The 22,479-nt window shown below is 44.5% G+C and carries 24 protein-coding genes and 1 pseudogene; 23 read left to right on the top strand and 2 right to left on the bottom strand.

Going from position 1 to position 22,479, the window contains the following annotated elements:
- The first annotated feature begins 182 nt into the window (after positions 1 to 182).
- From H7198_RS04065 to H7198_RS04145, 19 genes and pseudogenes are all read left to right on the top strand, one after another.
- The gene (locus H7198_RS04065; RefSeq protein ID WP_274458510.1) at positions 183 to 914 is read left to right on the top strand and encodes an HNH endonuclease family protein; all 732 of its coding nucleotides are present in this window, start codon (positions 183 to 185) and stop codon (positions 912 to 914) included.
- Between the two features lie 149 nt (positions 915 to 1,063).
- A complete protein-coding gene (locus tag H7198_RS04070) occupies positions 1,064 to 1,627 on the top strand; it encodes an ImmA/IrrE family metallo-endopeptidase (RefSeq protein ID WP_274458511.1) in 564 nt (187 codons plus the stop codon).
- A complete protein-coding gene (locus H7198_RS04075; RefSeq protein WP_274458512.1) occupies positions 1,628 to 2,095 on the top strand; it encodes a hypothetical protein in 468 nt (155 codons plus the stop codon).
- Between the two features lie 442 nt (positions 2,096 to 2,537).
- On the top strand, positions 2,538 to 2,735 hold the full coding sequence (locus tag H7198_RS04080) for a hypothetical protein (RefSeq protein WP_274458513.1): 198 nt from the start codon (positions 2,538 to 2,540) through the stop codon (positions 2,733 to 2,735).
- 47 nt (positions 2,736 to 2,782) lie between these two features.
- On the top strand, positions 2,783 to 3,034 hold the full coding sequence (locus H7198_RS04085) for a hypothetical protein (RefSeq protein WP_274458514.1): 252 nt from the start codon (positions 2,783 to 2,785) through the stop codon (positions 3,032 to 3,034).
- A gap of 190 nt (positions 3,035 to 3,224) precedes the next feature.
- Positions 3,225 to 3,332, top strand: coding sequence for a putative holin-like toxin (locus tag H7198_RS06970; protein ID WP_441316743.1), 108 nt, complete (start codon positions 3,225 to 3,227; stop codon positions 3,330 to 3,332).
- Between the two features lie 677 nt (positions 3,333 to 4,009).
- Positions 4,010 to 4,099, top strand: a pseudogene (locus tag H7198_RS06975) (putative holin-like toxin); the annotation flags it as partial.
- A 216-nt stretch (positions 4,100 to 4,315) separates the two neighbouring features.
- Positions 4,316 to 6,169, top strand: coding sequence for a translation elongation factor 4 (lepA, locus tag H7198_RS04090; protein ID WP_091501517.1), 1,854 nt, complete (start codon positions 4,316 to 4,318; stop codon positions 6,167 to 6,169).
- Between the two features lie 143 nt (positions 6,170 to 6,312).
- On the top strand, positions 6,313 to 7,533 hold the full coding sequence (locus H7198_RS04095) for a zinc-binding alcohol dehydrogenase family protein (RefSeq protein WP_274458515.1): 1,221 nt from the start codon (positions 6,313 to 6,315) through the stop codon (positions 7,531 to 7,533).
- A gap of 55 nt (positions 7,534 to 7,588) precedes the next feature.
- The gene (gene prmA / locus H7198_RS04100; RefSeq protein WP_274458516.1) at positions 7,589 to 8,479 is read left to right on the top strand and encodes a 50S ribosomal protein L11 methyltransferase; all 891 of its coding nucleotides are present in this window, start codon (positions 7,589 to 7,591) and stop codon (positions 8,477 to 8,479) included.
- A 9-nt stretch (positions 8,480 to 8,488) separates the two neighbouring features.
- Positions 8,489 to 9,235 (top strand): RsmE family RNA methyltransferase, encoded by a 747-nt coding sequence (locus H7198_RS04105; protein WP_274458517.1) that lies wholly within the window; start codon positions 8,489 to 8,491, stop codon positions 9,233 to 9,235.
- 108 nt (positions 9,236 to 9,343) lie between these two features.
- The gene (locus tag H7198_RS04110; protein WP_274458518.1) at positions 9,344 to 9,727 is read left to right on the top strand and encodes a hypothetical protein; all 384 of its coding nucleotides are present in this window, start codon (positions 9,344 to 9,346) and stop codon (positions 9,725 to 9,727) included.
- A 96-nt stretch (positions 9,728 to 9,823) separates the two neighbouring features.
- The gene (locus H7198_RS04115; RefSeq protein ID WP_274458583.1) at positions 9,824 to 11,449 is read left to right on the top strand and encodes an ABC-F family ATP-binding cassette domain-containing protein; all 1,626 of its coding nucleotides are present in this window, start codon (positions 9,824 to 9,826) and stop codon (positions 11,447 to 11,449) included.
- 61 nt (positions 11,450 to 11,510) lie between these two features.
- A complete protein-coding gene (locus tag H7198_RS04120) occupies positions 11,511 to 12,680 on the top strand; it encodes a hydroxymethylglutaryl-CoA synthase (protein WP_274458519.1) in 1,170 nt (389 codons plus the stop codon).
- Positions 12,681 to 12,801: 121 nt separating this feature from the next.
- Positions 12,802 to 13,245 carry a nucleoside 2-deoxyribosyltransferase gene (locus tag H7198_RS04125; RefSeq protein ID WP_274458520.1) on the top strand — a complete coding sequence of 148 codons (444 nt, stop codon included), beginning with the start codon at positions 12,802 to 12,804 and terminating at the stop codon, positions 13,243 to 13,245.
- 83 nt (positions 13,246 to 13,328) lie between these two features.
- On the top strand, positions 13,329 to 13,598 hold the full coding sequence (locus tag H7198_RS04130; protein ID WP_091501529.1) for an ACT domain-containing protein: 270 nt from the start codon (positions 13,329 to 13,331) through the stop codon (positions 13,596 to 13,598).
- Between the two features lie 26 nt (positions 13,599 to 13,624).
- Positions 13,625 to 14,968 carry a PFL family protein gene (locus tag H7198_RS04135; protein WP_274458521.1) on the top strand — a complete coding sequence of 448 codons (1,344 nt, stop codon included), beginning with the start codon at positions 13,625 to 13,627 and terminating at the stop codon, positions 14,966 to 14,968.
- Positions 14,969 to 15,097: 129 nt separating this feature from the next.
- The gene (locus H7198_RS04140; RefSeq protein ID WP_274458522.1) at positions 15,098 to 15,376 is read left to right on the top strand and encodes a hypothetical protein; all 279 of its coding nucleotides are present in this window, start codon (positions 15,098 to 15,100) and stop codon (positions 15,374 to 15,376) included.
- Complete coding sequence (locus H7198_RS04145; RefSeq protein WP_274458523.1) at positions 15,373 to 15,702, top strand: type II toxin-antitoxin system YafQ family toxin; 330 nt, start codon at positions 15,373 to 15,375, stop codon at positions 15,700 to 15,702. The genes H7198_RS04140 and H7198_RS04145 overlap by 4 nt, the downstream gene beginning before the upstream one ends.
- A gap of 403 nt (positions 15,703 to 16,105) precedes the next feature.
- On the opposite strand, the gene H7198_RS04150 is transcribed toward H7198_RS04145, so the two are convergent.
- Positions 16,106 to 16,354, bottom strand: coding sequence for a hypothetical protein (locus H7198_RS04150; RefSeq protein WP_091501532.1), 249 nt, complete (start codon positions 16,352 to 16,354; stop codon positions 16,106 to 16,108).
- 130 nt (positions 16,355 to 16,484) lie between these two features.
- Between H7198_RS04150 and xerC the strand changes: the two genes are divergently transcribed.
- The 4 genes from xerC (at position 16,485) to H7198_RS04170 (ending at position 21,558) form a co-directional block, all read left to right on the top strand.
- Positions 16,485 to 17,408, top strand: coding sequence for a tyrosine recombinase XerC (gene xerC, locus H7198_RS04155; protein ID WP_274458524.1), 924 nt, complete (start codon positions 16,485 to 16,487; stop codon positions 17,406 to 17,408).
- Between the two features lie 71 nt (positions 17,409 to 17,479).
- Positions 17,480 to 18,355 (top strand): aldose 1-epimerase family protein, encoded by an 876-nt coding sequence (locus tag H7198_RS04160; RefSeq protein ID WP_274458525.1) that lies wholly within the window; start codon positions 17,480 to 17,482, stop codon positions 18,353 to 18,355.
- Positions 18,356 to 18,400: 45 nt separating this feature from the next.
- Positions 18,401 to 19,306, top strand: a complete 906-nt coding sequence (locus tag H7198_RS04165; protein ID WP_274458526.1) for a hypothetical protein — start codon at positions 18,401 to 18,403, stop codon at positions 19,304 to 19,306.
- 242 nt (positions 19,307 to 19,548) lie between these two features.
- On the top strand, positions 19,549 to 21,558 hold the full coding sequence (locus H7198_RS04170; protein WP_274458527.1) for a KUP/HAK/KT family potassium transporter: 2,010 nt from the start codon (positions 19,549 to 19,551) through the stop codon (positions 21,556 to 21,558).
- Positions 21,559 to 21,604: 46 nt separating this feature from the next.
- Here the strand turns inward: H7198_RS04170 and H7198_RS04175 are convergent, their stop codons facing one another.
- Complete coding sequence (locus H7198_RS04175) at positions 21,605 to 22,453, bottom strand: N-acetylmuramoyl-L-alanine amidase (protein WP_274458528.1); 849 nt, start codon at positions 22,451 to 22,453, stop codon at positions 21,605 to 21,607.
- Between the last annotated feature and the right edge of the window lie 26 nt (positions 22,454 to 22,479).

Consider the following 22,479-nt stretch of genomic DNA (forward strand, 5'->3'; position numbering starts at 1 on the left):
AATGGCATCTTTGAATTCCTGTGAGTAACGTGGCCTTTTAGTCATGTGCTGATTTCCTTTTTAGTCTTGGGATAATTATACAGTGGACGATGCATAAAATCTGTCCATTTTATCAGCATACGAGCAATCTTAGTGGTTTAGCAAAATTGAATGCGACTACGACTTATCCTTTTCTTTTGAATATGTTAGTCAATCGTGAAAAATATGAGTTATCAGAAGAGCATATTCAAAACATGATTGCGATGATTATTAACTTATTCATTCGTCGTAATTTTGTTTTGATTCCTAAGTCTTCGAACTTACGTAGTTACTTTAATGGGTGGCGTAAAGAAATTGAAGAAGAAAATCTGAAGGGCGATGAGTTATTAGCCTTTTTGGAGCGTAAGATTAATAAGGTTGCTCCAGCTGATGAAGAGTTCATTCGAGCATTGAAGAATGGAATATATGATGTTAACAAACAGACAACCCGATTCATTTTGATTATGTTGCAGCGACAAAATGATAGCAAATTCTTTAACCGTGCTAACCGGGATACATTAGATGATTACGAGGGTAAGAAACTACTTTGGACTATTGAACATATTCTTCCTCAAGGTAATTTACCACAAGCATGGGTAGATGATATTGCTGATGGAAATGCTGATTTAGCTAAGGAATTACAAGAAAAGAACGTGCATCGTTTAGGTAATTTGACATTGACTCCCTATAATTCTGGTCTGGGTCAAAGAACGTTTAAGGAAAAAGTTAATTACCAAGATGGTGAATCACCAGTTGGATTTAATTTGCCGATCTATCTTAATGATTCAATTGATACTAATGCAGATAAGTTTGATGTGGAATCTATTGACGAAAGAGAACAGATTTTGCAACAAAAGTTGATGGACATGGTTCAATTAACCCATAATTATTCATAATATTGAAATAGTATTTAATTGCCGACACTTTGTGTCGGCTTTTTTTATTCCCACCCTTCATAACCCCATCTTCTTAACCATGCTAATTTATGAATTAGAAGTGAGTTTTTAGTATAGTTTTCGTATGACTTTAGCGAAGGAGGAAATAAATGAATAACAATAAAACGATTGCCCTTGTGGCACTGGCAGAAGAGGTTCGGCAAAAGATATTCTGCTTGGAAGACAATCGCGCACTGTTCGAAAAATTGGAAGGGATGGGGGTAGAGCTGTTAGGTTTCTTCGACGAGGAAATCTCAGCTTTACTGAAGTGGGACAACGTTTATCAACATCCGATAATTGCGGTGAATGACCGTGATTCGGAGAAGAAGCAAATCTTTTCACTGGCTCATGAAATCGGACACTTGTTCATCGATTATGGTTGGCTGCCAGAACCCTATAAGAACCAAAATGACTTTAACGACTTAGAAGGGGTTTTAAGCATCACTCATTATCGTCGGCCAGATAACGCTCAGGATGAAAGCGTGCTAGAACAGGAAGCGATGATGGACGACTTTGCCAGAAACTTCTTGATGCCCTATGAAGACGTGAAGAAGCTACTTGCCGACAATGGCTTTCACGCGGAGAGGACGATTGGCCAGCTGGTGGAAAGGTATTACGTAACGGAGCTGACAGCGCGTAAGCAGTTGGCTTTTGTAAAGAATGGAGGTACTTGAGTGGCAGATTTTACTGATCCAGCTTTCAGAAAGCATTTGGAAAATTTGGTTGAGGATTTACGTGTTTTTGAGAAGAAGGACAAGCGTAGGCGGCAAGTGGATTATTCCAATAAGATGGATTTTCATGCTTTGCGTGATGAGCAGAGTATTTCATTTCGAGAGCAAATTATCCTGGCAATTAATGAAGACATTAAAAGTAAGGTAGCGATTCGGAAACGGTTTTCGACTTTTTATATTAGGTTTCTATCAGTCGTGATGACTCTCACCTTTTATGTCATTCTTGATCCAATTAGTATGCTATTGGGTCGACCTAGCTTCTATTCGGATGCTTTGAAGATATTTCTTGTGGGGACGTTCTTTGGAACCTTGTTCACTGCTTTTATGGTGATGCTTAAGTACGGTTTTACAGCTGAAAAGCAGATGCTTGAGTTGTTTGATTTGATTGGGAATGAGAGTGAGAGGGGATGATGGGGTAGCTAATGGTTTCAATCGTTTGAAATTTATGTTGGATAGAAAAATAACCTATTTTGTTTCGGGTTAGGACAAAGAGAATAAGTGATTATCATTTCCAATAAAATGATTTTGAGGCGTTGAAGTTAGACGCCGGGAAAGGAGGTGATATGTATGACTTTCTCAATTTTTGTAATGCAGCTGCTTATTGCCGTATTAGGGCAAGTAATTGCTACCCAAATATTAACTTGGCTGCTAAAGTATTTTGACCGAAAGAGATAAATACATTAGCCTCGGCTGGCAGGCCGGGGCTTCCTTTTGAAAATAAAAAGTCCATCGCTGGCAGGCGACGGACTAGAAAGAAGGTGATATGTCCTTCTCAATTTTTGTACCTTAATTGTAACACCTCTTTTAGTAGGGAGCAAAAGAGGAATACTTTAAAATACATAAGGAGAATAACATGAAGAACTTTAATTGGCGTTTTTACTGGTCCGGTTTGATTACGATTGTTTTATACTTAATAATTAATGATTTTGTCTGGGACTTAAATCATCATTTGTTACTCGGTATTGCGGTTTACGTTGTGATTTATATTCCCGTAACGGTGATTTATGATTATTGCTTTCATCATTTTTACAAAAGAAAGCACCAAGGTTAATCCCTCAGTAGAAAAATGCTCGAGTAGAATATAAAAAAGGAAAATAAATGACTGTTCATACTTATAAGCAAGGAAATGACTTAGTAATTACAATCCCATCTGAATTTAAGGTAAAAGAAAATCGAGATTATCAAGCAGAAATTTTACCAGATGGAACAATTAAATTTATTCCGAAAGATAGTTCGTTCCCAGATATTTGGAATGATGACCCAAAGGATATTGCTGCATTTAACCAAGAAATTGGTTCATTTGATGATGGGGTGAACTATGGTCGAGAATTTAATCTATACGAAGAATAATTAGCGATACAAAAGCAATAAAAAAGCACCTATAACGCTGCTATCATGCGTTTTATAGGTGTTTTTTTATTTCTGTATTTTGTTATAATGGCGGCATAGTAGACAAGTGAAGATGGTGGCGGCCCTTTTTTTACAAAGGAGGTGGTGCATATGAACGTATACACTAACTCTAGAAAAGGAGGAGACGCCGGTGGTTCCGATTGCGGAAGCACTACAGCTAGTGATTAGCTTTGCGATTCTTATCGTAATGATCTTATCACTAGTTGTTGCGCTTATTAATTTAAGCAAAAGAAAATAACCATCTCTGCTTTGACCGGCCTTGATGGTTATAATCATTAAACTATAAGGGTCGCTTATCACTTTCGTGAGTCTGCTTGGAAGGGCAATCTGTTGCAAGCGGATTGCTCTTTCTTTATGTCTTCATTTTAACTGTCTAAATAATGTTTGGCAAATAATATCACTATCAAGAATAAGGTATGTATCAAGATGGCATGTGTGATATTCCAAAGTGTGGGTGATAATCGTTGCTCCGGTTCACCATTTTTTGTGCGCTTCCTGAATAGATTAGGTAGGCACATGAATTTACAAAGAATAGTGATAGAAACAGTAAAGTCAATACTAGGCGCTTTTTTCTCGTACTGAATCGCTTCCTAAAAATGATGGAAAGTATTAGACTAGTAACTATTCCAATAATTCCTGCTATTAGTAAAACCGATAGTAAGATGTTTAAAGAATGAATCATTTATACCTCAAAAATTAACTTCCACTCATGAATTTAATACTAATATTCTACCTAGTTATTTAGAAAAAAACTAGGGGGATGATGATATTAATGTAAAGGAAAAGCACCTACAAAATTTTGTAGGTGCTTTCTTCTGCAAACTTGAGGAAGCTAGCAGGGACGTAAAGAAAGTTGTCCTCCTTTTTTAGAAAGAAGGTGGTGTTTATGAATTTACACACTACTCTGGAAAGGAAGCACTACAGTTAATGATAAGTTTTGCGATTCTTATCGTAATGATCTTATTACTAGTTGTTGCGCTTATTAATTTAAGCAAAAGAAAATAACCATCTCTGCTTTGAACGGTCTGAGATGATTATTTCATAATCCATTAGGGCCGCTTATCACTTTCTTTACACCCACAGTTTAACCAGGCCTGACTTTCAGCACAAGCAAATACCACAATGGTTCATAAGCCTGTTGTAAAGCAATGCCGCTATTGGTTTGACGGCCTTTTTCGTGTAAACTAAGTACTAAGAAAAACTTTTAAAAAGCAGGTAAACATGGCTGATTTTACAATTGACCAATTGAAGGAACGACAGAAGCGGATTCGTAACTTTTCAATCGTGGCCCACATTGACCACGGGAAGTCCACGATTGCGGACCGTATTTTGGAACAAACGAAGACGGTTGCTGAACGTGATATGCAGAACCAGTTGTTGGACTCCATGGACTTGGAGCGTGAACGAGGCATTACGATTAAGTTGAACGCCGTTGAAGTTCATTACGAAGCCAACGATGGACAGACCTACATCTTCCACTTGATTGACACACCGGGACACGTCGACTTCTCTTATGAAGTGTCACGTTCTTTGGCGGCTGCCGAAGGAGCCATCTTGGTTGTCGATGCGGCACAGGGTGTCGAAGCGCAGACTTTGGCAAACGTCTTCTTGGCCTTGGACAATGATTTGGAAATCTTGCCAGTCATTAACAAGATTGATTTGCCATCCGCTGACCCAGATAAGGTGAAGCAGGAAATCGAAGACGTGATTGGCTTGGATGCTGATGACGCCGTTTTGGTTTCAGCCAAGAAGGGAATCGGAATCCCAGAGTTGTTAGAGCGAATCGTTTCGGATTTCCCAGCACCTGATGGTGATTTGGAAGCGCCTTTGCAGGCCTTGATCTTCGATTCCCAGTACGATGCCTACCGTGGTGTTGTGGTCAACATTCGAGTTCGTCAGGGAGTTGTAAAGCCTGGTGACAAGATTCGAATCATGAACACTGGGGCTGAATACGAAGTCAACGAAGTTGGTGTGATGTCACCAAACGCTCAGAAGCGTGATTACTTGATGGCGGGGGATGTCGGTTATTTGACAGCCTCAATCAAGGACATTTCAACGACTCAGTCTGGTGATACGATTACGCTAGTCAACAACCCAGCGGACGAACCATTACCTGGTTATAAGAAGATGACGCCAATGGTGTATTCAGGACTTTATCCTTCTGATAACGCCAAGTATGGTGATCTCCGTGACGCCTTGGAGAAGTTGCAACTAAATGATGCGGCTTTGACTTTTGAACCTGAAACATCACAGGCCTTGGGCTTTGGATTCCGTGTTGGATTCTTGGGCCTCTTGCACATGGATGTGATTCAGGAGCGTTTGGAACGTGAGTTCGACCTTGATTTGGTCACGACCGCGCCATCCGTTACCTACAAGGTCACGACAACCGATGGCGAAGTTTTGATGATTGAAAACCCATCAGAATTGCCAGCTTCACAAGACATCAAGACCATTGAAGAGCCTTACGTGCACGCCCAAATCATGGTGCCAAACGACTACGTTGGAGCTGTTATGGAATTGGCCCAGCGCAAGCGTGGGGAATTCGACACGATGGAATACTTGGACGAGAGTCGTGTCAACGTGAAGTACTACATGCCGCTGTCTGAAATCATCTTTAACTTCTTTGATAAGTTGAAGTCTTCAACCCGTGGTTATGCTTCATTGGATTATGAGCTAGACGAGTACCGTCCATCCGACTTGGTTAAGATTGATATCCTTTTGAATGGTGATAAAGTCGATGCCTTGTCATTCATCGTTCACCGCGACTTCGCGGTTGAACGTGGCCGTATCATTACGGCCAAGTTGAAGGAAATCATTCCTCGACAGAACTTTGAAATTCCAGTTCAGGCCGCCATCGGTAACAAGATTTTGGCCCGTACTAACATCAAGGCCTACCGTAAGGATGTTACGGCCAAGATTCACACGGGTGATCCGGACCGTCGTGCTAAGCTGTTGAACAAGCAGAAGCGTGGTAAGGCCCGTATGAAGGATGTGGGAACTGTTTCAGTGCCACAGGAAGCCTTCATGGCCGTTCTAAAGACCGAAGACGACGAACAGTACGCAAAAGGGAACTAATTTTTCTTGATTATAGACTGGTTTGACGCCCTTTGTATTTTTAGAGAATACTAATTTGTTTAGAATCATTGAAAATACCAGCACTCTGGGTTAGAATGAAACCAAACAGGGGTGATAGGCATCCCCCTCAAGGAGTGTAAATTATGGCTTTTAAAACAGTGATTTCTTCTATTGCAGATCACTTCCGGCCAAAGATGGACGCGGTCGGAGTGACACATAACGGACCTTTGACAGCGGACGACGCTTTCATCGAGCGTTCCGTTAACCAGCCTCAACCGGGAGACGATGAACTGTTAGTTCAGGTTCTGGCTTCTTCGGTTAACCCCGTCGATGTTAAGATGCGCTCTGGTTATCAAGACAAGGGTGTCTTCCGTATTTTCGGACTCGATGTTGTTGGACGTGTTGCTGCTGTTGGTAAGGACGTTACGGACTTCACCATCGGTGACCGTGTTTACTACGCGGGAAAGCAACACCACGATGGCGCCGATGCCGCTTACCAGGTAGTGGACGCTCCCATGGTTGCAAAAGCACCAGAAAAACTAGACGATGTTTCGGCAGCGGCGATGCCACTGACATCGATTACGGCTTACGATATTCTCGTTCATGGCTTCCATTTACCATTGGAGAAGGATGCTGGAAAGGGTCAGTCCCTCTTCATCATTAACGGTGCTGGTGGTGTTGGATCCATTTTGATTCAACTTGCGAAGTACCTCGGATTGACGGTGATTGCAACCGCTGGCCGAGCCGACTCTAAGAAGTGGGTTGAAAAGATGGGGGCTGACCACGTGGTGGACTATCACTCTGGTTTGACCCGTCAATTAGCTGACTGGGGTTACCCCGAAGTTGATTACATTGCTAACTTGCAAGACACGACGGCATACTGGGACTTGATGGTAAAGGTCATTAAGCCTTACGGTCAGATTGCCTCAGTCGTCGACACGACTTTGCCAGTGGACTTAGGCGAATTGAAGTCTAAGTCAGCGTCATTTGCTTGGATTTTCATGCTAGCCCGTGGAAACTTCGGGGTTCGTTTGGCCGAGCAGGGTGAGATTTTGCAGAAGATGACCGAACTATTGGACGAAGGTGTCTTGCATTCAACGGTTACCAAGGTTTACCACGGATTATCTGCTTACAGTATCCGTTCAGCCTTCCAGGATGTGGCCGGACACCGTGCCATCGGTAAAGTCGTTGTCGACTTTGCCCCTAACATTAAGGCCTCTGAAGGTGGTATGCCACTGGAAGACGGTTCTGATAAAGATTCCAACTTCTCAGATGGCCCTGATGATATCAAGGAAGAGGACGGCCAGGCCAAGAAGACTGGTAAGTCCGAACTCAATGATGAAGATGCACCAACACAATATTAAATAGTAAAAGCCGGGGACCGGTTGGTTCCCGCTTTTTCTTTGTAAAGGATAAAAGATGACAACATATCAAAAGGTAACTTGGACAGTGCCTGCGGATTTGCAGGATTTTGTTGTATCCGTTTTAATCGAACTTGGCGCCGATGGCGTTGAGCAGGGAACGGAAACCCTGACAATTTATGAAGACCAGGCAAAGGACGGCTGGCAGGACCGCTTGCAGGCCTATGAAGTTGGCTTGAACTTGCTAAAGGACCAGGGTTTGGATTTGATGGTTGAACCAATCGCGAACGAGTCTTTGTCTTCTGATACTTTTGAAAACGAGTGGAAGAACTATTACCACGCTACCCGTGTTACCAACCGCTTTACGGTTGTGCCTGCCTGGGAAGATTACCAGAAGGAACAAGAAAGCGAAAAGTTGATTGTGATGGATCCGGACCAGGCCTTTGGAACGGGAACACATCCAACGACGTCTTTGATGCTGCAAGCATTGGAAACCGTTGTTCGAGGTGGTGAAAAGACCATTGACGTTGGGACTGGTTCTGGCGTCTTGGCTGTCGGTGCCAAGCACTTGGGCGTTGGTGAAGTCTTGGCGACTGATATTGATGAAGACGCCGTGAAGACAGCCGAAGAGAACCTTGCTTTGAATCCGGTCGCAAAGGACGTCAAAGTCATTGCCTCGGATTTGATGAAGGATGTACCAGCGGACTTCGTGGACGGTGGTGTCGACTTGGTCTTGGCTAACATCTTGGCTGATGTCATTGAACCTTTGATTCCACAGGTGCGCCCGGTTGTGAAGCCAGGGGGCTACTTCTTGGTATCAGGAATTTATGATGATGTGGCCGAGTCAATTGAAAAGGCCTTGGTCGCCCATGAATTTGTTATCGAGCAGAAGATGCAGTCAGGGACTTGGCACGCCTTTATTTGCCGCTTGCCAGAGGATGTAGAATAGGAGATTACCATGCACCGTTATTTTTTGAATGAAAAAATTGGCGCAGTGATTGAATTGAATAAGGACCAGGACGTCTTCCACCACATGTTGCGTGTGCGTCGTGCAAAGCTGGGAACGAAGGCGGAATTCGTTGATGTTGACCAAAAGTTAGTCGTTGGGGAACTGGTGGAAGCTGGTTCGGATACGGCCACTGTGAAAGTCATTGAAGAATTGACGCAAAAAGTCGAGTTGCCGGTCAAGGTGACACTGATTGTTTCGCCGGTGAAGAACGACCGGACGGACTGGTTTGTTCAAAAGGCGACGGAGTTGGGCGTTGACCGCATCATCTTGACGAAGATGGAGCGAACGGTTGTCGACTGGGGCAAGCAGCAAGAGAAAAAGCTGGCTCGTTTGGAAAAGATTGCTTTGAACGCTGCCGAGCAGTCCCACCGTTTGAAGGTGCCTGAGATTGATTTCATGAACTATCAGGATGCAATCAATGAGCCCAAGGACCATGGTTTGGTCGCCTGGGAAGAGTCTGCCAAGGAAGGCGAGAAGGCGACTTTGCTAAAAGTAGCTGAAGAAGCTGAAGCTGGCCAGCGCTTTGCGGTGCTCTTTGGACCGGAGGGCGGTTTGTCTACTGAAGAAGTGGACGGATTGCAGGCAGCAGGCTTTGCACCAGCTGGATTGGGACCCCGTATCTTACGGGCTGAAACAGCGCCGCTTTATGCTCTGTCTGCCTTATCAACGATTTGGGAATTGCAGGAAAAGTTATAAAATCTTAAACAGAATCTCACTTTCTATGCTTGCCCCGGTAGTTGAAAATATTTATAATAGAATGAGTATTAAAACAAGAAAAAAACGGGGAAAACCATCGTGTATTCAATGAAAGACGCATATAAAAGGGGCCTTGGAAGCTGGTTGATTGCTTTGTTTGTCGTGGCCATCGTTTTGCCATACATCGGGTCAGTTCGCGATTGGTCCACAATCTTTAAGGTTGTCTTCATGTACTTCATCGTGAACGGCGGCTTTGCTTTGGGCTTTGGGTACGCCATTCGCCGTCGGGGCTTCCGCTTCTACTGGATTTTTGCCCAGTTCTTGGTTTTCGCGCTTTTATCAAACTATCTCTTTAGTCTGGTAAACGAATCTTATGGCTATTACTTAGCCTTCCTATACCTCATCTTGACTTGTTTCACTTTCTTTGCCAATACGGACGATGATCCGGATGAAAATGAATTTCCAGTCGATGGCGGTTATCAGGACCTATAATTAAATGATTTAAGGAAAAGCGCCCAAATAGGGGCGCTTTTCTGTTAGACTGTTATAAGGTAAATCTCGCATTTTATGAAAACGGAGGGAAACACCGTGATTACTGTTTCAGATATGACTTTTTCATTTTCTGGTAAGAAGCTTTATCAGGATGTTAACTTAAAACTGGTACCGGGACATACATATGGTATTATCGGGGCCAACGGAGCCGGAAAGTCTACTTTCTTGAAGCTCTTGCAAGGTAAGTTGGAACCAACGGAAGGTTCAATCAACATTACCGCCGGGGCACGTATGTCTTCATTGGAGCAGGACCACTTTGCTTACGATGAATTCACCGTTTTGGACACTGTTGTTCAGGGGCACAAGCGCTTGTACGAAGTGAAGACGGAGATGGATGCCATTTACGCTAAGCCAGACTTCTCAGACGAAGACGGTGTGCGTGTTGGTGATTTGTCAGCTGAATTCGAAGAACTCGACGGATGGAACGCTGAAGCCGAAGCGGCACAGTTGCTAACGAAGTTGGGTATCAACGAATCCATGCACTACACGTTGATGGGTGAATTGACTGAAAACGATAAGGTGAAGGTCCTTTTGGCCCAAGCTTTGTTCGGTAACCCTGATATCTTGGTTTTGGATGAGCCAACCAACGGTTTGGACGTTCAAACCATTTCATGGTTGGAAAACTTCCTAGCTGATTTCGAAAACCTTGTCATTGTTGTTTCCCACGACCGTCACTTCTTGAACGTGGTCTCAACAAACATCTTGGATGTCGACTACGGTAAGATTACACCATTCGTTGGTAACTACGACTTCTGGCGTGAATCAGCCGAATTGGCACAGCGTTTGGCTTCACAGCAAAACGCTAAGAAGGAAGAGCAGATTAAGCAGTTGCAAGAATTCGTTGCCCGCTTCTCTGCCAACGCTTCGAAGTCAAAGCAGGCCACTGCCCGTAAGAAGCAGTTGGACAAGATTACTTTGGATGATATCAAGCCTTCATCACGTAAGTACCCTTACATCTCATTCCCAATTAACCGTGAAATGGGAAATGATTTGGTTAAGGTAGAAGGTATTTCCAAGTCTATCGATGGCGAAAAGGTCTTGGACAATATCACCTTCACTGGCCGTCCTGGTGACAAGATTGCCATCCTGTCTCGCTCTGATTTGGCGACAACGACTTTGATGCAAATTTTGGCCGGAACGATGGAACCAGACACTGGTTCTGTTACCTGGGGTGTGACAACTTCACAGTCATACTTGGCGAAGGATTTGAACGACAACTTCGACGACCAAGACAAGGTGATTTTGGACTGGTTGCGTGACTTTGCCGAAGAAGAGCAAAAGGATAACACGTCATTGCGTGGTATGCTTGGACAGATGCTCTTTAAGGGTGACGACGCTTTGAAGGAAATCAAGGTGTTGTCCGGTGGTGAAAAGGTCCGTATCGTCTTGGCAAAGATGATGCTTTTGAAGGCCAACGTCTTGCTTTTGGATGACCCAACTAACCACTTGGATTTGGAATCAATTCAATCACTAAACGAAGCCGTGACAGCCTTTAAGGGTTCTGTTATCATGACTTCCCACGATCACGAGTTCTTGGAAACCACAGCTAACCACGTTGTTGAAGTTTCAAGCAAGGGTGTTGTGGACCGTTTGGATACGACCTACGATGAATTCATCTCTTCAGATGCAATTCAAGCCAAGGTTAAGGCACTTTACGACTAAACATGAATTTTGGCAGGAGCGCTCTTGAGCGCTTTTTTTGCTATCGATAAGGAGTTTGTAGATGACAGTTGGAATTGAACAGATTGCTTTTTATACGCCGGACTTGTCCTTGGACATGATTGACCTGGCCAACGCCCGTGGTGAGGAGCCAGACAAGTATACGATTGGGATTGGCCAGAGCACGCAGTCGATTGTGCCCAACTACGAAGACGTGGTGACGATGGGCGTGAATGCCGCTCGTACATTCATTGATAAAGTCGACCTGGAAGCCATTGACATGTTGCTCTTTGCAACGGAATCAGGTATCGACAATTCTAAGTCGGGGGCCATCTTCGCGAAGAACTTCTTGGGCTTGAAAGAGGGCATCCGTGCCATCGAAATGAAGCAGGCCTGCTATGCGGGAACCTTTGCTTTGATGCAAGCCAAGGACTTCGTCACGTTGCACCCAGAAAAGAAAGTCTTGGTCATTGCTTCTGACATCGCTCGTTACGGTTTGAAAACGCCGGGCGAAGTAACCCAGGGGGCGGGGGCTGTGGCCATGGTTATCTCGGCGGAGCCGAAGGTCGCTGTTATCAATGACGATACTGTCTACATGGTTCGGGATGAGCCAGACTTCTGGCGGCCCATTGATTCCGACATTGCTCTGGTGGACGGCCATCAGTCAACGGACGTTTACAAGGAAATGTTCTTAGATTTGTGGGGCCGCTACAAGGCAGAAAACGGCCTTGAGCTCGGCGATTTGGCCGGCTGGGGCTTCCACATGCCTTATACGAAGATGGGTAAGAAGGCCTTGGAACAAATTTTGCCCGAGGTCGATGAGGCCAAGGCCGAGGTCTTGCGGGAGCGACTTTGTGACGCGCAGTTTTATAACCGGCATGTGGGAAATTTGTATACGGGGTCGTTGTACCTGTCCTTTATCTCACTCCTTGATCAGAGTAAGCAGTTGAAGGCGGGGGACCGAATCGGAATGTTCTCCTTTGGTTCGGGTGCTGAAGCCGAGCTCTTTTCACTGACGCTGGTGGACGGCTACAAGGATGTTTTGGCTGAAAACCAAATTCAGCAAATGTTGGATAACCGTAAGCGCTTGTCCTTGGCTGAATACGAACAGGTCTTTACGAGTCAGCTCTTTGATTCAAGCAAGGATGTTGCCTCGGATGCGCCAGCGGGAACGGGACTCTGCCAGTTTACTGGTTGGAAGGAACGTTACCGTCAGTATCGAATTGCTAAATAAGAATATGAACCGCTTGGGAAGAAATTTCTGGGCGGTTTTTTACTATACAATTTCTAGAAAGTCATCTAATAGTCACAGAATTTTGATACACTAGTTTTAAGACAAAAAGAGGGAGTTTACCATGGCAAAACGAGTTTATCTAGCAGGTCCGTTTTTCTCAGAAACGCAGGTTGCACAGGTCGAACGGTTGGAAAAGGTTCTAGCTGACCATCCCCAAATCGGCGATGTTTTTTCACCACGCAAGCATCAGCACGAAGAGTACGAGTTATTCTCTCCTGAATGGCAGAAGGTGACTTATGCCTCTGACGTACAGGCAATTGATGATTGTGACTTGATTGTGGCACTATCCGATTTTGACGGAGCAGATGCTGATTCAGGAACTGCTTGGGAACTTGGCTATGCCTTTGCAAAGCAAATTCCAGTGGTTATCGTCAAAGAAGATGAAATCACATTGAACTTGATGCTGGCCCAATCCTTAACGGCATACTTGCACAAGGTCGAAGATGTGGCGGATTACGACTTTGAAAAAATGCCAAAAATCCCTTACGACGGTGCTGTCGTATAAAAAGTACAAAAAAGGACAGGCGAAAACCTGTCCTTTCGCGTATAATCAGTAGTAATAAAAAACGCCGGAATGGCAAAGGAGTAATGATGAAAGCAGTTGTAACCGTAGTAGGACAGGATAAGACAGGAATCGTGGCAGGAATTGCCAACGAATTAGCAGCCTATGGCGTCAACATTTTGGATTTGTCACAGACAATCATGTCGAAGACTTTCACCATGTCAATGCTTGTGGAATTGGGTGGAGAAGATTCATTCAACGAATTGCACGCCGCTTTGAAGGAAAAGGGAACAAAGATGGGCGTTGCCGTTCACGTACAACGTGAAGAAATCTTTGAAGCTATGTCACGCATCTAAGCAAAAGCTCGATTAAGGATTTAAACATGGAAACTAGTCAGATTATTGAAACCATTAAGATGTTCGAAGAGGATAACTTCGATATCCGTACTGTGACAATGGGAATTTCCCTTTTGGACACAGTGGCAAGTACGCCTGAAGAGACTGCCAAGAACATCTACAAGAAGATTACCACTTACGCCAAGGATTTGGTGGCCGTTGCCGAACAAATCGAACGTGAATACGGTGTGCCTATCACCAACAAGCGTATTTCCGTAACGCCAATCTCATTGGTTGCTGGATCAGCCAACGAAGAAGAAATCTTGCTTTTGGCACATGCCATGGACGACGCTGCCAAGGAAGTTGGCGTGGACTTCATCGGTGGATACTCAGCCCTCGTGCAAAAGGGCTTCTCACACGGTGACTTGGCCTTGATTCACTCATTGCCACGCGCCTTGACGGAGACGGACTTGGTTATGTCTTCTGTTAACATCGGTTCATCCAAGGCCGGCATGAACTTGGATGCTGTTAAGTTGATGGGTGAAACCGTCAAGAAGATTACGGACTTGTCTGACACCGCTAACGCTAAGATGGTGATTTTTGCCAACGCGGTTGAAGACAACCCATTCATGGCCGGTGCTTTCTACGGTGTAACAGAACCAGACGTTGTCATTAACGTTGGTGTTTCAGGACCTGGTGTGGTTAAGCGTGCCCTTGATAAAGTCAAAGGCGAATCCATCACGACGGTTGCAGAAACCATCAAGAAGACGGCCTTCAAGATCACCCGTGTTGGCCAGTTGGTTGGTTCATTGGCTGCCGAACGCTTGGGCGTTCAATTCGGAATCGTTGACCTTTCATTGGCACCAACACCTGCTCGTGGTGATTCAGTTGCGGAAGTTTTGGAAGCCATCGGTTTGGAACAAGTGGGTGCCCACGGGACGACTGCTTGCTTGATGATGCTAAACGATGCCGTTAAGAAGGGTGGCGTCATGGCCGCTGAAGGTGTCGGTGGTTTGTCTGGTGCCTTCATCCCCGTTTCGGAAGATGCTGGTATGATTGACGCTGTGAAGGCCGGGACTTTGTCATTGGCCAAGCTGGAAGCCATGACTTCTGTTTGTTCCGTTGGTTTGGACATGATCGCCATCCCTGGTGAAACACCAGCCACAACGATTTCTGGAATGATTGCTGATGAAGCGGCCATTGGAATCCAGAACAACAAGACGACTGCCGTTCGTATCTTGCCTACGAACGGTGCCAAGGTCGGTGACATGATTGATTACGGTGGCCTTTTGGGTACTGCACCGGTTATGCCTGTTGTGGACAAGTCTTCAGCAGAATTCATTAACCGTGGTGGACATGTACCAGCACCAATTCACTCATTTAAGAACTAATTTAATTGATTTGTATAAGAAAAACGCTCCTTTGTCGATATGAGACAAAGGGGCGTTTTTTGCTATATGCAGGGGGAGAAAAGCTTGTTATTCTGTGGATGAACTTTAGTAGAGAAAGGAGATGGAATGATGACGATTGAGTTAAAGCGGAATAATTTAAAAGATGATTTACGAGAGTACCTAAAAGCAATGGAAGAAAACGGAGGAAAGGATTTAGCCGTTGTAGATCCAACAGAAAAAACGCCTTTTATCTATAGGGACACAATTGAATTGATTCAACTAGCATTGTTTTACGATGAAAAGTCGATTGAATTCTCAGTACTTATTTCGTTGTTGGAGCAACGGGGTATTTTACCTGGTAATGAGCCAGTCACTAGTTGGGAATCCTATTGGGAAATGATTCGATGAAATGGATGGCGTCAAAACAATTCAATCGTGATTTAAAATTTTTGCAACGGTTTGATAGGCACATTGTTAAAGAAGTTACTGAAGTGATTGAAATGATTGTTGAAGGAACGCCACTACCGAAAGAATTTAGACAACATCGTTTAAGGGAGCAATTATCAGATTTTTATGAATGTCATATTCGTACACCACTGAAAGGTCAGAAAGCGAATGAAAGAAATGATGTTTTGTTAATTTATCAAATTCGTAAAAAGGATTTAGTTTGTGTTGCTATCCGGTTAGGGTCTCACAAGGAACTGTTTTCAGGTTCTGATCAAAAGGGTTTATAAAAAAACCACCGCTGGCCGGCGGTGGTTTTGAAAGAAGAACAAGAGCTCTGTCTTTAAGTATTCTATCATGATTATAGCACGATAAAATGGGTTGTAAACGATTCTGATCTGAGTATTTATAATAAAACCACCGCTAGCCGGCGATGGTTTTGAGAGGAAATAAAAAATTGATTTCCGATACTGTGCTTTGATTATATCACGGTCAAATTGGTTATTAACTATCACAGTATGAATATTCATAATAAAAATAGTTTCATCAATAATTTACTTTAATCTTATCACAGTGTAATAGGGCTCCCAATTGCACTTAAGAATATATTCTTTACTGGCATAAATATTAATGGCGAAGGGGGGGAATAAAAGTAAGAACAAAAAAAGACCCGAACGGGTCTTTTCGACTTTATTAATGACGGCGACTGGCGCGTGCACCATAGTCGTAACGATCATTTGCAGCAATGACGCGCTTCGTCAGTAGGTCGGAAGCTTGGTGATGTTGTTCTTCATAGTGGCGACCTTCTTCCAGGGCGACACGCTTATCACGATTGTTTAAAATGTTATCGCGGAATCGTAGGAAGAAGGCTGAGAACTTAACTCGCTTCATTTCCAAGTTGTGACGCAAGTAATCAGTATTTGAATTAATTGGTAAGTTCATTAAATTGCCTCCTAGCACTTGTTTAACTATGTCTACTATACTGCCTGAAGGCCCTTCGTGATATGGCTTTTGCCGAATCGTAAGGGTCTTTACTTTTTCTTAAGAACTGGCTTTAGCGTATAATGGGGGTATGGAAAAGGAACTGGCACAATACCAATCATATTTGAATGCGGAGCGTGGCTACTCTGCGCTAACCGTTCAGGCTTACAGTAAGGATATTCAGGCCTTTGTGGACTATTTAAGGGACAACGGTGGCTTTACGACTTTTCAGAGTGTTCAGCCCTTAGACGTCCGTGTCTACTTGGCTTCCTTATACGATGAGGTGCTGGCCCGAACGACCATCGCCCGCAAGGTGTCGAGCTTGAAGAACTTTTATGCTTATCTGGTCAAGGAAGGCTTGGCGGAAGATAATCCCTTTGAAGGGGTGGCCTTGCGAAAGCATCAGGCCCACTTGCCGGAGTTCTTGTATGATAACGAGCTGCAAGCTCTCTTTAAGGTGGCCTATGACAAAGTCGACCATCCACAGTACCGACGGGATGCCGCACTTTTGGAGTTTCTCTTCGCTACTGGGGTTCGTGTTTCCGAGTTATCGGGGATGCACCTTGATCAATTGGATTTGAATAACCAGTTGGTTCTCGTGCACGGAAAGGGAAATAAGGACCGTTACGTGCCATTCGGTTCCTATGCCAAGAAGGCCTTGCAGGATTATTTGGAAAATGATCGACCTGAGTTGTTGGCTAAGAATAAGAAGGTGGACAAGCCGGAAGAGGTCTTTTTGAACCAGCACGGTGGGGCGTTGACCTCGGCTGGTGTGACCTACATCTTGCAGCAGTTAATGAACAAAACGTCTTTGACTGGTAAGATACATCCCCACATGCTTCGCCATACCTTTGCGACGGCTCTGTTAAACCGGGGTGCCGATATGCGAACAGTACAAGAGCTGCTGGGACATGCTAATCTATCGACAACTCAGATTTATACCCACGTTTCCAAAGCTATGCTACAGTCCTCTTATCAGAACTACTTTCCACGCGCTAAGCGTGAAAATGAGTAACCGCTTTCAAATGCCTTATAAAGGCATTTTTACCTATTGTCATAATAAAAAAGAGGTAGTAAAATAAAAGCATGATAACCCTAGAAAATGACAAACTTACAGTAAAGATTAACGAGCACGGTGCAGAATTAACTTCTGTCTGGAATAAGGCAGACGGCTTGGAATACATTTGGTACGGTGATCCAATGTATTGGGGTCGTCATGCGCCAAACCTCTTCCCAATTGTTGGGCGTTTGCAAGGTGACCAATTTAACTTGGCCGGGCAGACTTACTACATGAACCAACACGGATTTGCGCGTAACATGGACTTTGCCGTCGTGGAACGTGATGCAGATTACGTGCGTTTTTCACTGTCTGATTCAGAGGCCACTTGGCGTATCTACCCATTTGCTTTCAAGTTTGATGTCATTTTCCGTTTGAAGGGTTCCGAACTCTTTGTGGATTATGAAGTGCATAATCCCGACAAGCAGAAGTCACTCTTCTTCTCAGTTGGTGGACACCCTGGCTTCAACCTGCCATTGGATGGTGGTAAGTTCTCAGATTACTATTTGTCAGTAAAGCCTGAAAAAGTTTACGACCGCATTCGCTTGGTTGGGCCATACTCGAATCCCAACATGTCAACGCCATTTAACGCGGACATTCCTTTGCGTTTGCGCCAAGAAGATTACCATGACGATGCCATCATCTTGAAGTTGGACCGCCAAAAGGCAACCTTCCTCTTGGCTCGTTTGGCCAACCAGCACGGAATGGAAATGACCGTTGATAACGCCCAATACCTTGGTATCTGGACGCCAGCCGGTAAGGATGCACCATTCATCTGTATCGAACCATGGTGGGGAATTGCCGACACAGTTGATGCTACTGGAAACTTCAAAGAGAAGTTTGGCTGCAACGTTTTGGCAGCGGGTGATACCTTCAACGGTACTTACTCAATGAACTTCTTCTAAGATTAATAAAAAGGAAAAGCCAGGCGCAAAGCACCTGGCTTTTGTGTGAATAATATGGATTTTTTGACACTAATTAAAGAAAAAAAGGCCATTAACCAGGCTGCGATTGCAGTACCAATGGCTTTGGGACCAAACGATAAGTTCACGCCGTTTCGTGGCTTGCTCGATACGGAAAACCCCGATGCCGTGATTTGGCAGGCGGACGCCATCGCCGATGACTTCTCAAAGGAAGTGATTTGGGATCAGGTGAAGCAAGGGGGCGCACAGGCTGTTGATGAAGGTGACATGTCAGCTATGAAGAAGGCTGCCATGAAGGCTGAACTCGATAAGGCTCATGAAGAATTTCTATCAAACTGGCCAAGCATCCAGCAGCAGATCATCCAGGAACTACTACAAAATGCGAAACAGACGGCGAACGGCCGCTATCTCTTCTTGTCCTATGCAACGAAGGCCGAAGGTGGTTCTGGTGAAATGGCTGCTGCTGACCAAGCCTTCTTCCTGGTATCGACTTTGAAGGCTGGTGGCTCTGACTTTGCCGGTGTCTACATTCCAAGTCAATTGGATGAAAACTTGCAGGGAAAGGTCCGTGAAGCTGCCAAGACTGCTGGCGTTTTGACAATTCAGACGCAGGTATTAGCTGATTTGACGGAGGCGACTTTGACAACGGCCTTTGAAAAAGCGGAAGCAGCAGGGGATGATTTCTTGAACTTGGAGATTTCGGCGGCAGCACTTGGCGAATATGATGTTTCAGATATTGAGGCGATTTTATCGGATTTGTCTAATAAGTACGCTGATAAGGTTCACTTAATTTTGACTCTGACAGGGCAGTTGAACAAGGAAACCTTGGAAGCTTGGTTGATTTTACCATCCGCGCTTGTCACGTTGGCCTTGTCTGGAAACTACCAAACACCACTCATTCAATCGACAATGAAAGAGTTGGGTTGGAACTAGTTCGTTTTCAATTTGAAGTAGACGTGGTATACTAGTTCTTGACCAACTGGGTAGTATCTATCTACCTACCCGGCACCCGTAAGGGTGTCGTTTTTTTTTACAATAAATTCCTTCAAAATAACTTGTATTGATTGGAATTAAGCGTTACAGTCAAAATGTTTACAGGATATTTTTCCTCTGTTTATTCATTAATGGATGGGAGAGAAAACTGATTCTTCATCAGTAAAAAGATTGGAGAAATGATGACGAATAAGAAAAAGTCGAAACTAAAATACGCGGCCTTTCTAATCACCCTAGGAATTGTCTACGGTGATATTGGAACTTCACCGCTTTATACGATGAACGCCATTATTGCTGGGAATACCAATACGGATAACCAGAAGCCCTTAGTGATTGGATCCATTTCCCTTGTCTTTTGGACCTTGATGCTGATTACGACCATTAAGTACGTTTTAATTGCCTTGAAGGCCGATCATCACGGTGAGGGTGGTATCTTCTCCCTTTATAGTCGTGTGCGGACGAAGAAAACAAAGTGGTTGATTCTGCCGGCCATGATTGGTGGGGCGGCCCTCTTAGCCGACGGGGCGTTAACACCGGCAGTGACGGTCACTTCAGCTGTTGAAGGATTAGCAGGCCAGGATTTTGGTCCGCTGACTTTTCCAACTGGAACAAAGTTTGTGGTACCAGTGGTACTAGCCATTCTCTTCTTTGTTTTCTCGCTTCAACGAAAGGGAACAACGAAGATTGGTCGGCTTTTTGGACCGTTGATGTTTATCTGGTTTACCTTTATCGGTCTGTTTGGCTTGCTACAAATTATTCAGTACCCAGCTGTCCTGGCGGCCTTTTCGCCCGTTTATGCGGTACAAACGCTCTTTTCTTCCTATAACAGTCAGGGAATCCTAATTCTGGGAAGCATCTTCTTGGCGACAACTGGTGCGGAAGCTTTGTATTCGGACATGGGGCACGTTGGAAAGCATAATATTTATTTGTCCTGGCCATTTGTCTATTCCATGCTCATTTTGAATTACATGGGGCAGGGCGCTTGGGTCATTATGAATCAGCCATCCGGTACGAATCTGAACCTCTTCTTTGATATTTTGCCTAATCAGTGGCGTATTGTCGGGGTTATCTTGAGTACGATTGCTGCCGTGATTGCTTCACAGGCCTTGATCACTGGGGCCTTTACCTTAGTTTCAGAGGCAATCTCACTGAAGATTATGCCCCGTTTACGGATCACCTACCCAACAACGGCTCGTGGACAGATGTACATTGCCTTTGTAAATTGGCTACTCTTTGCCGTCGGTATTTTCGTGGTGCTCTTCTTTAAGACCTCGCATCACATGGAATCAGCCTATGGCTTGGCCATTACGGTGACCATGCTGATGACCACACTTTTGCTCTTTGAGTTTATTCGCGGTATGTCAAAGTTGTCCTATGCTGTTATCTTTGCCGCGACTTTTGGTAGCTTAGAGACCTTATTCCTGGTTGCCAGTCTAGTAAAGTTTGTTCACGGTGGTTACTTTACGGTCATTTTGTTAATCTTGATTCTGTCTGTCATGGTCTTCTGGTACTACGGAAACAAGCGTCGAGAGGCTTTGTCTTTCAACAACGATTACCTATCACTGAAGGACTACCGTAATCAGTTGGTTAAGCTGTCACAGGACAGCGATGAACCGCTAATGGCCAATAATTTGGTCTACCTAGTCAACATTCACGATGACTATACATTGAAAAAGTCAGTCATCTATTCGCTGCTTGGCGCTCGTCCTAAGCGCGCGAAAGTTTACTGGTTTGTGACCATTCGCGAAGGCCGTAACCCCTATGAAAAGTCTTACTCCATCGATCAGATGGGCACGAAGAACATCGTTCGAGTGGTCTTGTACCTTGGCTTCAAGGTCAATCCAGAGTTGGAATACTTTATCCGACAGATTGCGAAGACCTTGGTTCGTGAAGGCTATTTGGAACCACAGAAGGTTCGTTACGGATTGGATATGAAACGTTCCATGGGGGACTTCAAGTACATTTTGACCAACAATTACTATACGGATTTGGAAGCTGTGACCCACATTTCTTCTTGGGACCGCTTCTTGATTGCCGGTCGTGTGCTGCTCCAGTCACACTCAGTTAACCTTCGCTCCTTCTACCGCCTGCGTTTCTCTGACACGGTGGAGGAAGTTGTGCCACTCTTTATGGAAAAGCCTCAGGCGTCAAAGCTTGAACGCATCGAAGTCATTAATGAACCGAGTGAATAAAGAAAAAACAGCAGGTATTGAACCTGCTGGTTTTTTTATGTGGTAATTAATTTGTTTGAATGTAATTGTAAAGTCCGTTGGTAATGTCCTTTGCGATCTTCTCTTGATAAGATGTGGACTTAATATAGTTCAGGTCTTTATCAGAATCAATGAAGCCAAGTTCGAGAAGAACGGCTGGACGGGTGACGTCTTTTATAACTAGGTAAGGGATGGAATCATAACCGCGGTTTTGCAAAGGTAAATTGTTCAAGGACTTGGAAAGTGATTGAACCAATCCGAGTGAATTACTGTTGTAGTAGTACTGGGAAATACCTGAAGCTGAGTTATGGGTTCCTGATGCATCAAAGTGGAAGGAGATTTGTGCGTCTGCTTGGTACTTTTCCGCGGTGCGTGGAATATAGAGCAGGGGCACAATCACATCAGTGGAACGAGTCATCAAGACACGAGCACCGGTCTTTTCCAATTCCTTCCTTGTTGCAAGGGCTGTTTTCAAGGTGTAGGTCTTTTCGTAGTACTTATTGTTGTAAGACATGGCACCGGTATCGGAACCACCGTGGCCAGGATCCAAGACGATGGTTGCTTCGGATAGTGCCGTTGGCTTCTTTAAGAAGGTGTTGTTGGCAACCCAGGAAGCGACCCAGCCCTCTTGGTCGTCCTTCGAGTCTTTTACGTACCACCAGCCGTTTTGTCGTTTCAAAACGGTCAACTTTGTACCGGACTTCAAAGCCAGAATCTTTTTAGAGGTTCGGCTGGGTCCCTTGCGCAAGGGAACATCATCTGGTCGGGTGGTTAGCTGGTTCTGCTGAGAAAGCGAGAGGACCAGTAGGAAGGTGGTCAGGGTAATTAATCCGAGGACCGACAGGCCAATTTTATTATTTTTAATCCAATCAATCATAAAATGACTCTTTTTCTTTCACAAAC

It is taken from the genome of Fructobacillus sp. CRL 2054 (genome assembly GCF_028764065.1).
Lineage (GTDB): Bacteria > Bacillota > Bacilli > Lactobacillales > Lactobacillaceae > Fructobacillus.

Excerpts from the sequence above, each read along its gene's own strand:
- H7198_RS04105 (WP_274458517.1), top strand. The coding sequence starts at position 8,489 with ATGCACCGTTATTTTTTGAATGAAAAAATTGGCGCAGTGATTGAATTG.
- H7198_RS04160 (WP_274458525.1), top strand. The coding sequence starts at position 17,480 with ATGATAACCCTAGAAAATGACAAACTTACAGTAAAGATTAACGAGCAC.
- H7198_RS04175 (WP_274458528.1), bottom strand. The coding sequence starts at position 22,453 with ATGATTGATTGGATTAAAAATAATAAAATTGGCCTGTCGGTCCTCGGA.
- xerC (WP_274458524.1), top strand. The coding sequence starts at position 16,485 with ATGGAAAAGGAACTGGCACAATACCAATCATATTTGAATGCGGAGCGT.
- H7198_RS04120 (WP_274458519.1), top strand. The coding sequence starts at position 11,511 with ATGACAGTTGGAATTGAACAGATTGCTTTTTATACGCCGGACTTGTCC.
- H7198_RS04080 (WP_274458513.1), top strand. The coding sequence starts at position 2,538 with ATGAAGAACTTTAATTGGCGTTTTTACTGGTCCGGTTTGATTACGATT.
- H7198_RS04145 (WP_274458523.1), top strand. The coding sequence starts at position 15,373 with ATGAAATGGATGGCGTCAAAACAATTCAATCGTGATTTAAAATTTTTG.
- prmA (WP_274458516.1), top strand. The coding sequence starts at position 7,589 with ATGACAACATATCAAAAGGTAACTTGGACAGTGCCTGCGGATTTGCAG.
- H7198_RS04070 (WP_274458511.1), top strand. The coding sequence starts at position 1,064 with ATGAATAACAATAAAACGATTGCCCTTGTGGCACTGGCAGAAGAGGTT.
- H7198_RS04135 (WP_274458521.1), top strand. The coding sequence starts at position 13,625 with ATGGAAACTAGTCAGATTATTGAAACCATTAAGATGTTCGAAGAGGAT.
- lepA (WP_091501517.1), top strand. The coding sequence starts at position 4,316 with ATGGCTGATTTTACAATTGACCAATTGAAGGAACGACAGAAGCGGATT.
- H7198_RS04065 (WP_274458510.1), top strand. The coding sequence starts at position 183 with ATGTTAGTCAATCGTGAAAAATATGAGTTATCAGAAGAGCATATTCAA.
- H7198_RS04130 (WP_091501529.1), top strand. The coding sequence starts at position 13,329 with ATGATGAAAGCAGTTGTAACCGTAGTAGGACAGGATAAGACAGGAATC.
- H7198_RS04150 (WP_091501532.1), bottom strand. The coding sequence starts at position 16,354 with ATGAACTTACCAATTAATTCAAATACTGATTACTTGCGTCACAACTTG.
- H7198_RS04125 (WP_274458520.1), top strand. The coding sequence starts at position 12,802 with ATGGCAAAACGAGTTTATCTAGCAGGTCCGTTTTTCTCAGAAACGCAG.
- H7198_RS04110 (WP_274458518.1), top strand. The coding sequence starts at position 9,344 with ATGAAAGACGCATATAAAAGGGGCCTTGGAAGCTGGTTGATTGCTTTG.
- H7198_RS04140 (WP_274458522.1), top strand. The coding sequence starts at position 15,098 with ATGACGATTGAGTTAAAGCGGAATAATTTAAAAGATGATTTACGAGAG.
- H7198_RS04170 (WP_274458527.1), top strand. The coding sequence starts at position 19,549 with ATGACGAATAAGAAAAAGTCGAAACTAAAATACGCGGCCTTTCTAATC.
- H7198_RS04095 (WP_274458515.1), top strand. The coding sequence starts at position 6,313 with ATGGCTTTTAAAACAGTGATTTCTTCTATTGCAGATCACTTCCGGCCA.
- H7198_RS04085 (WP_274458514.1), top strand. The coding sequence starts at position 2,783 with ATGACTGTTCATACTTATAAGCAAGGAAATGACTTAGTAATTACAATC.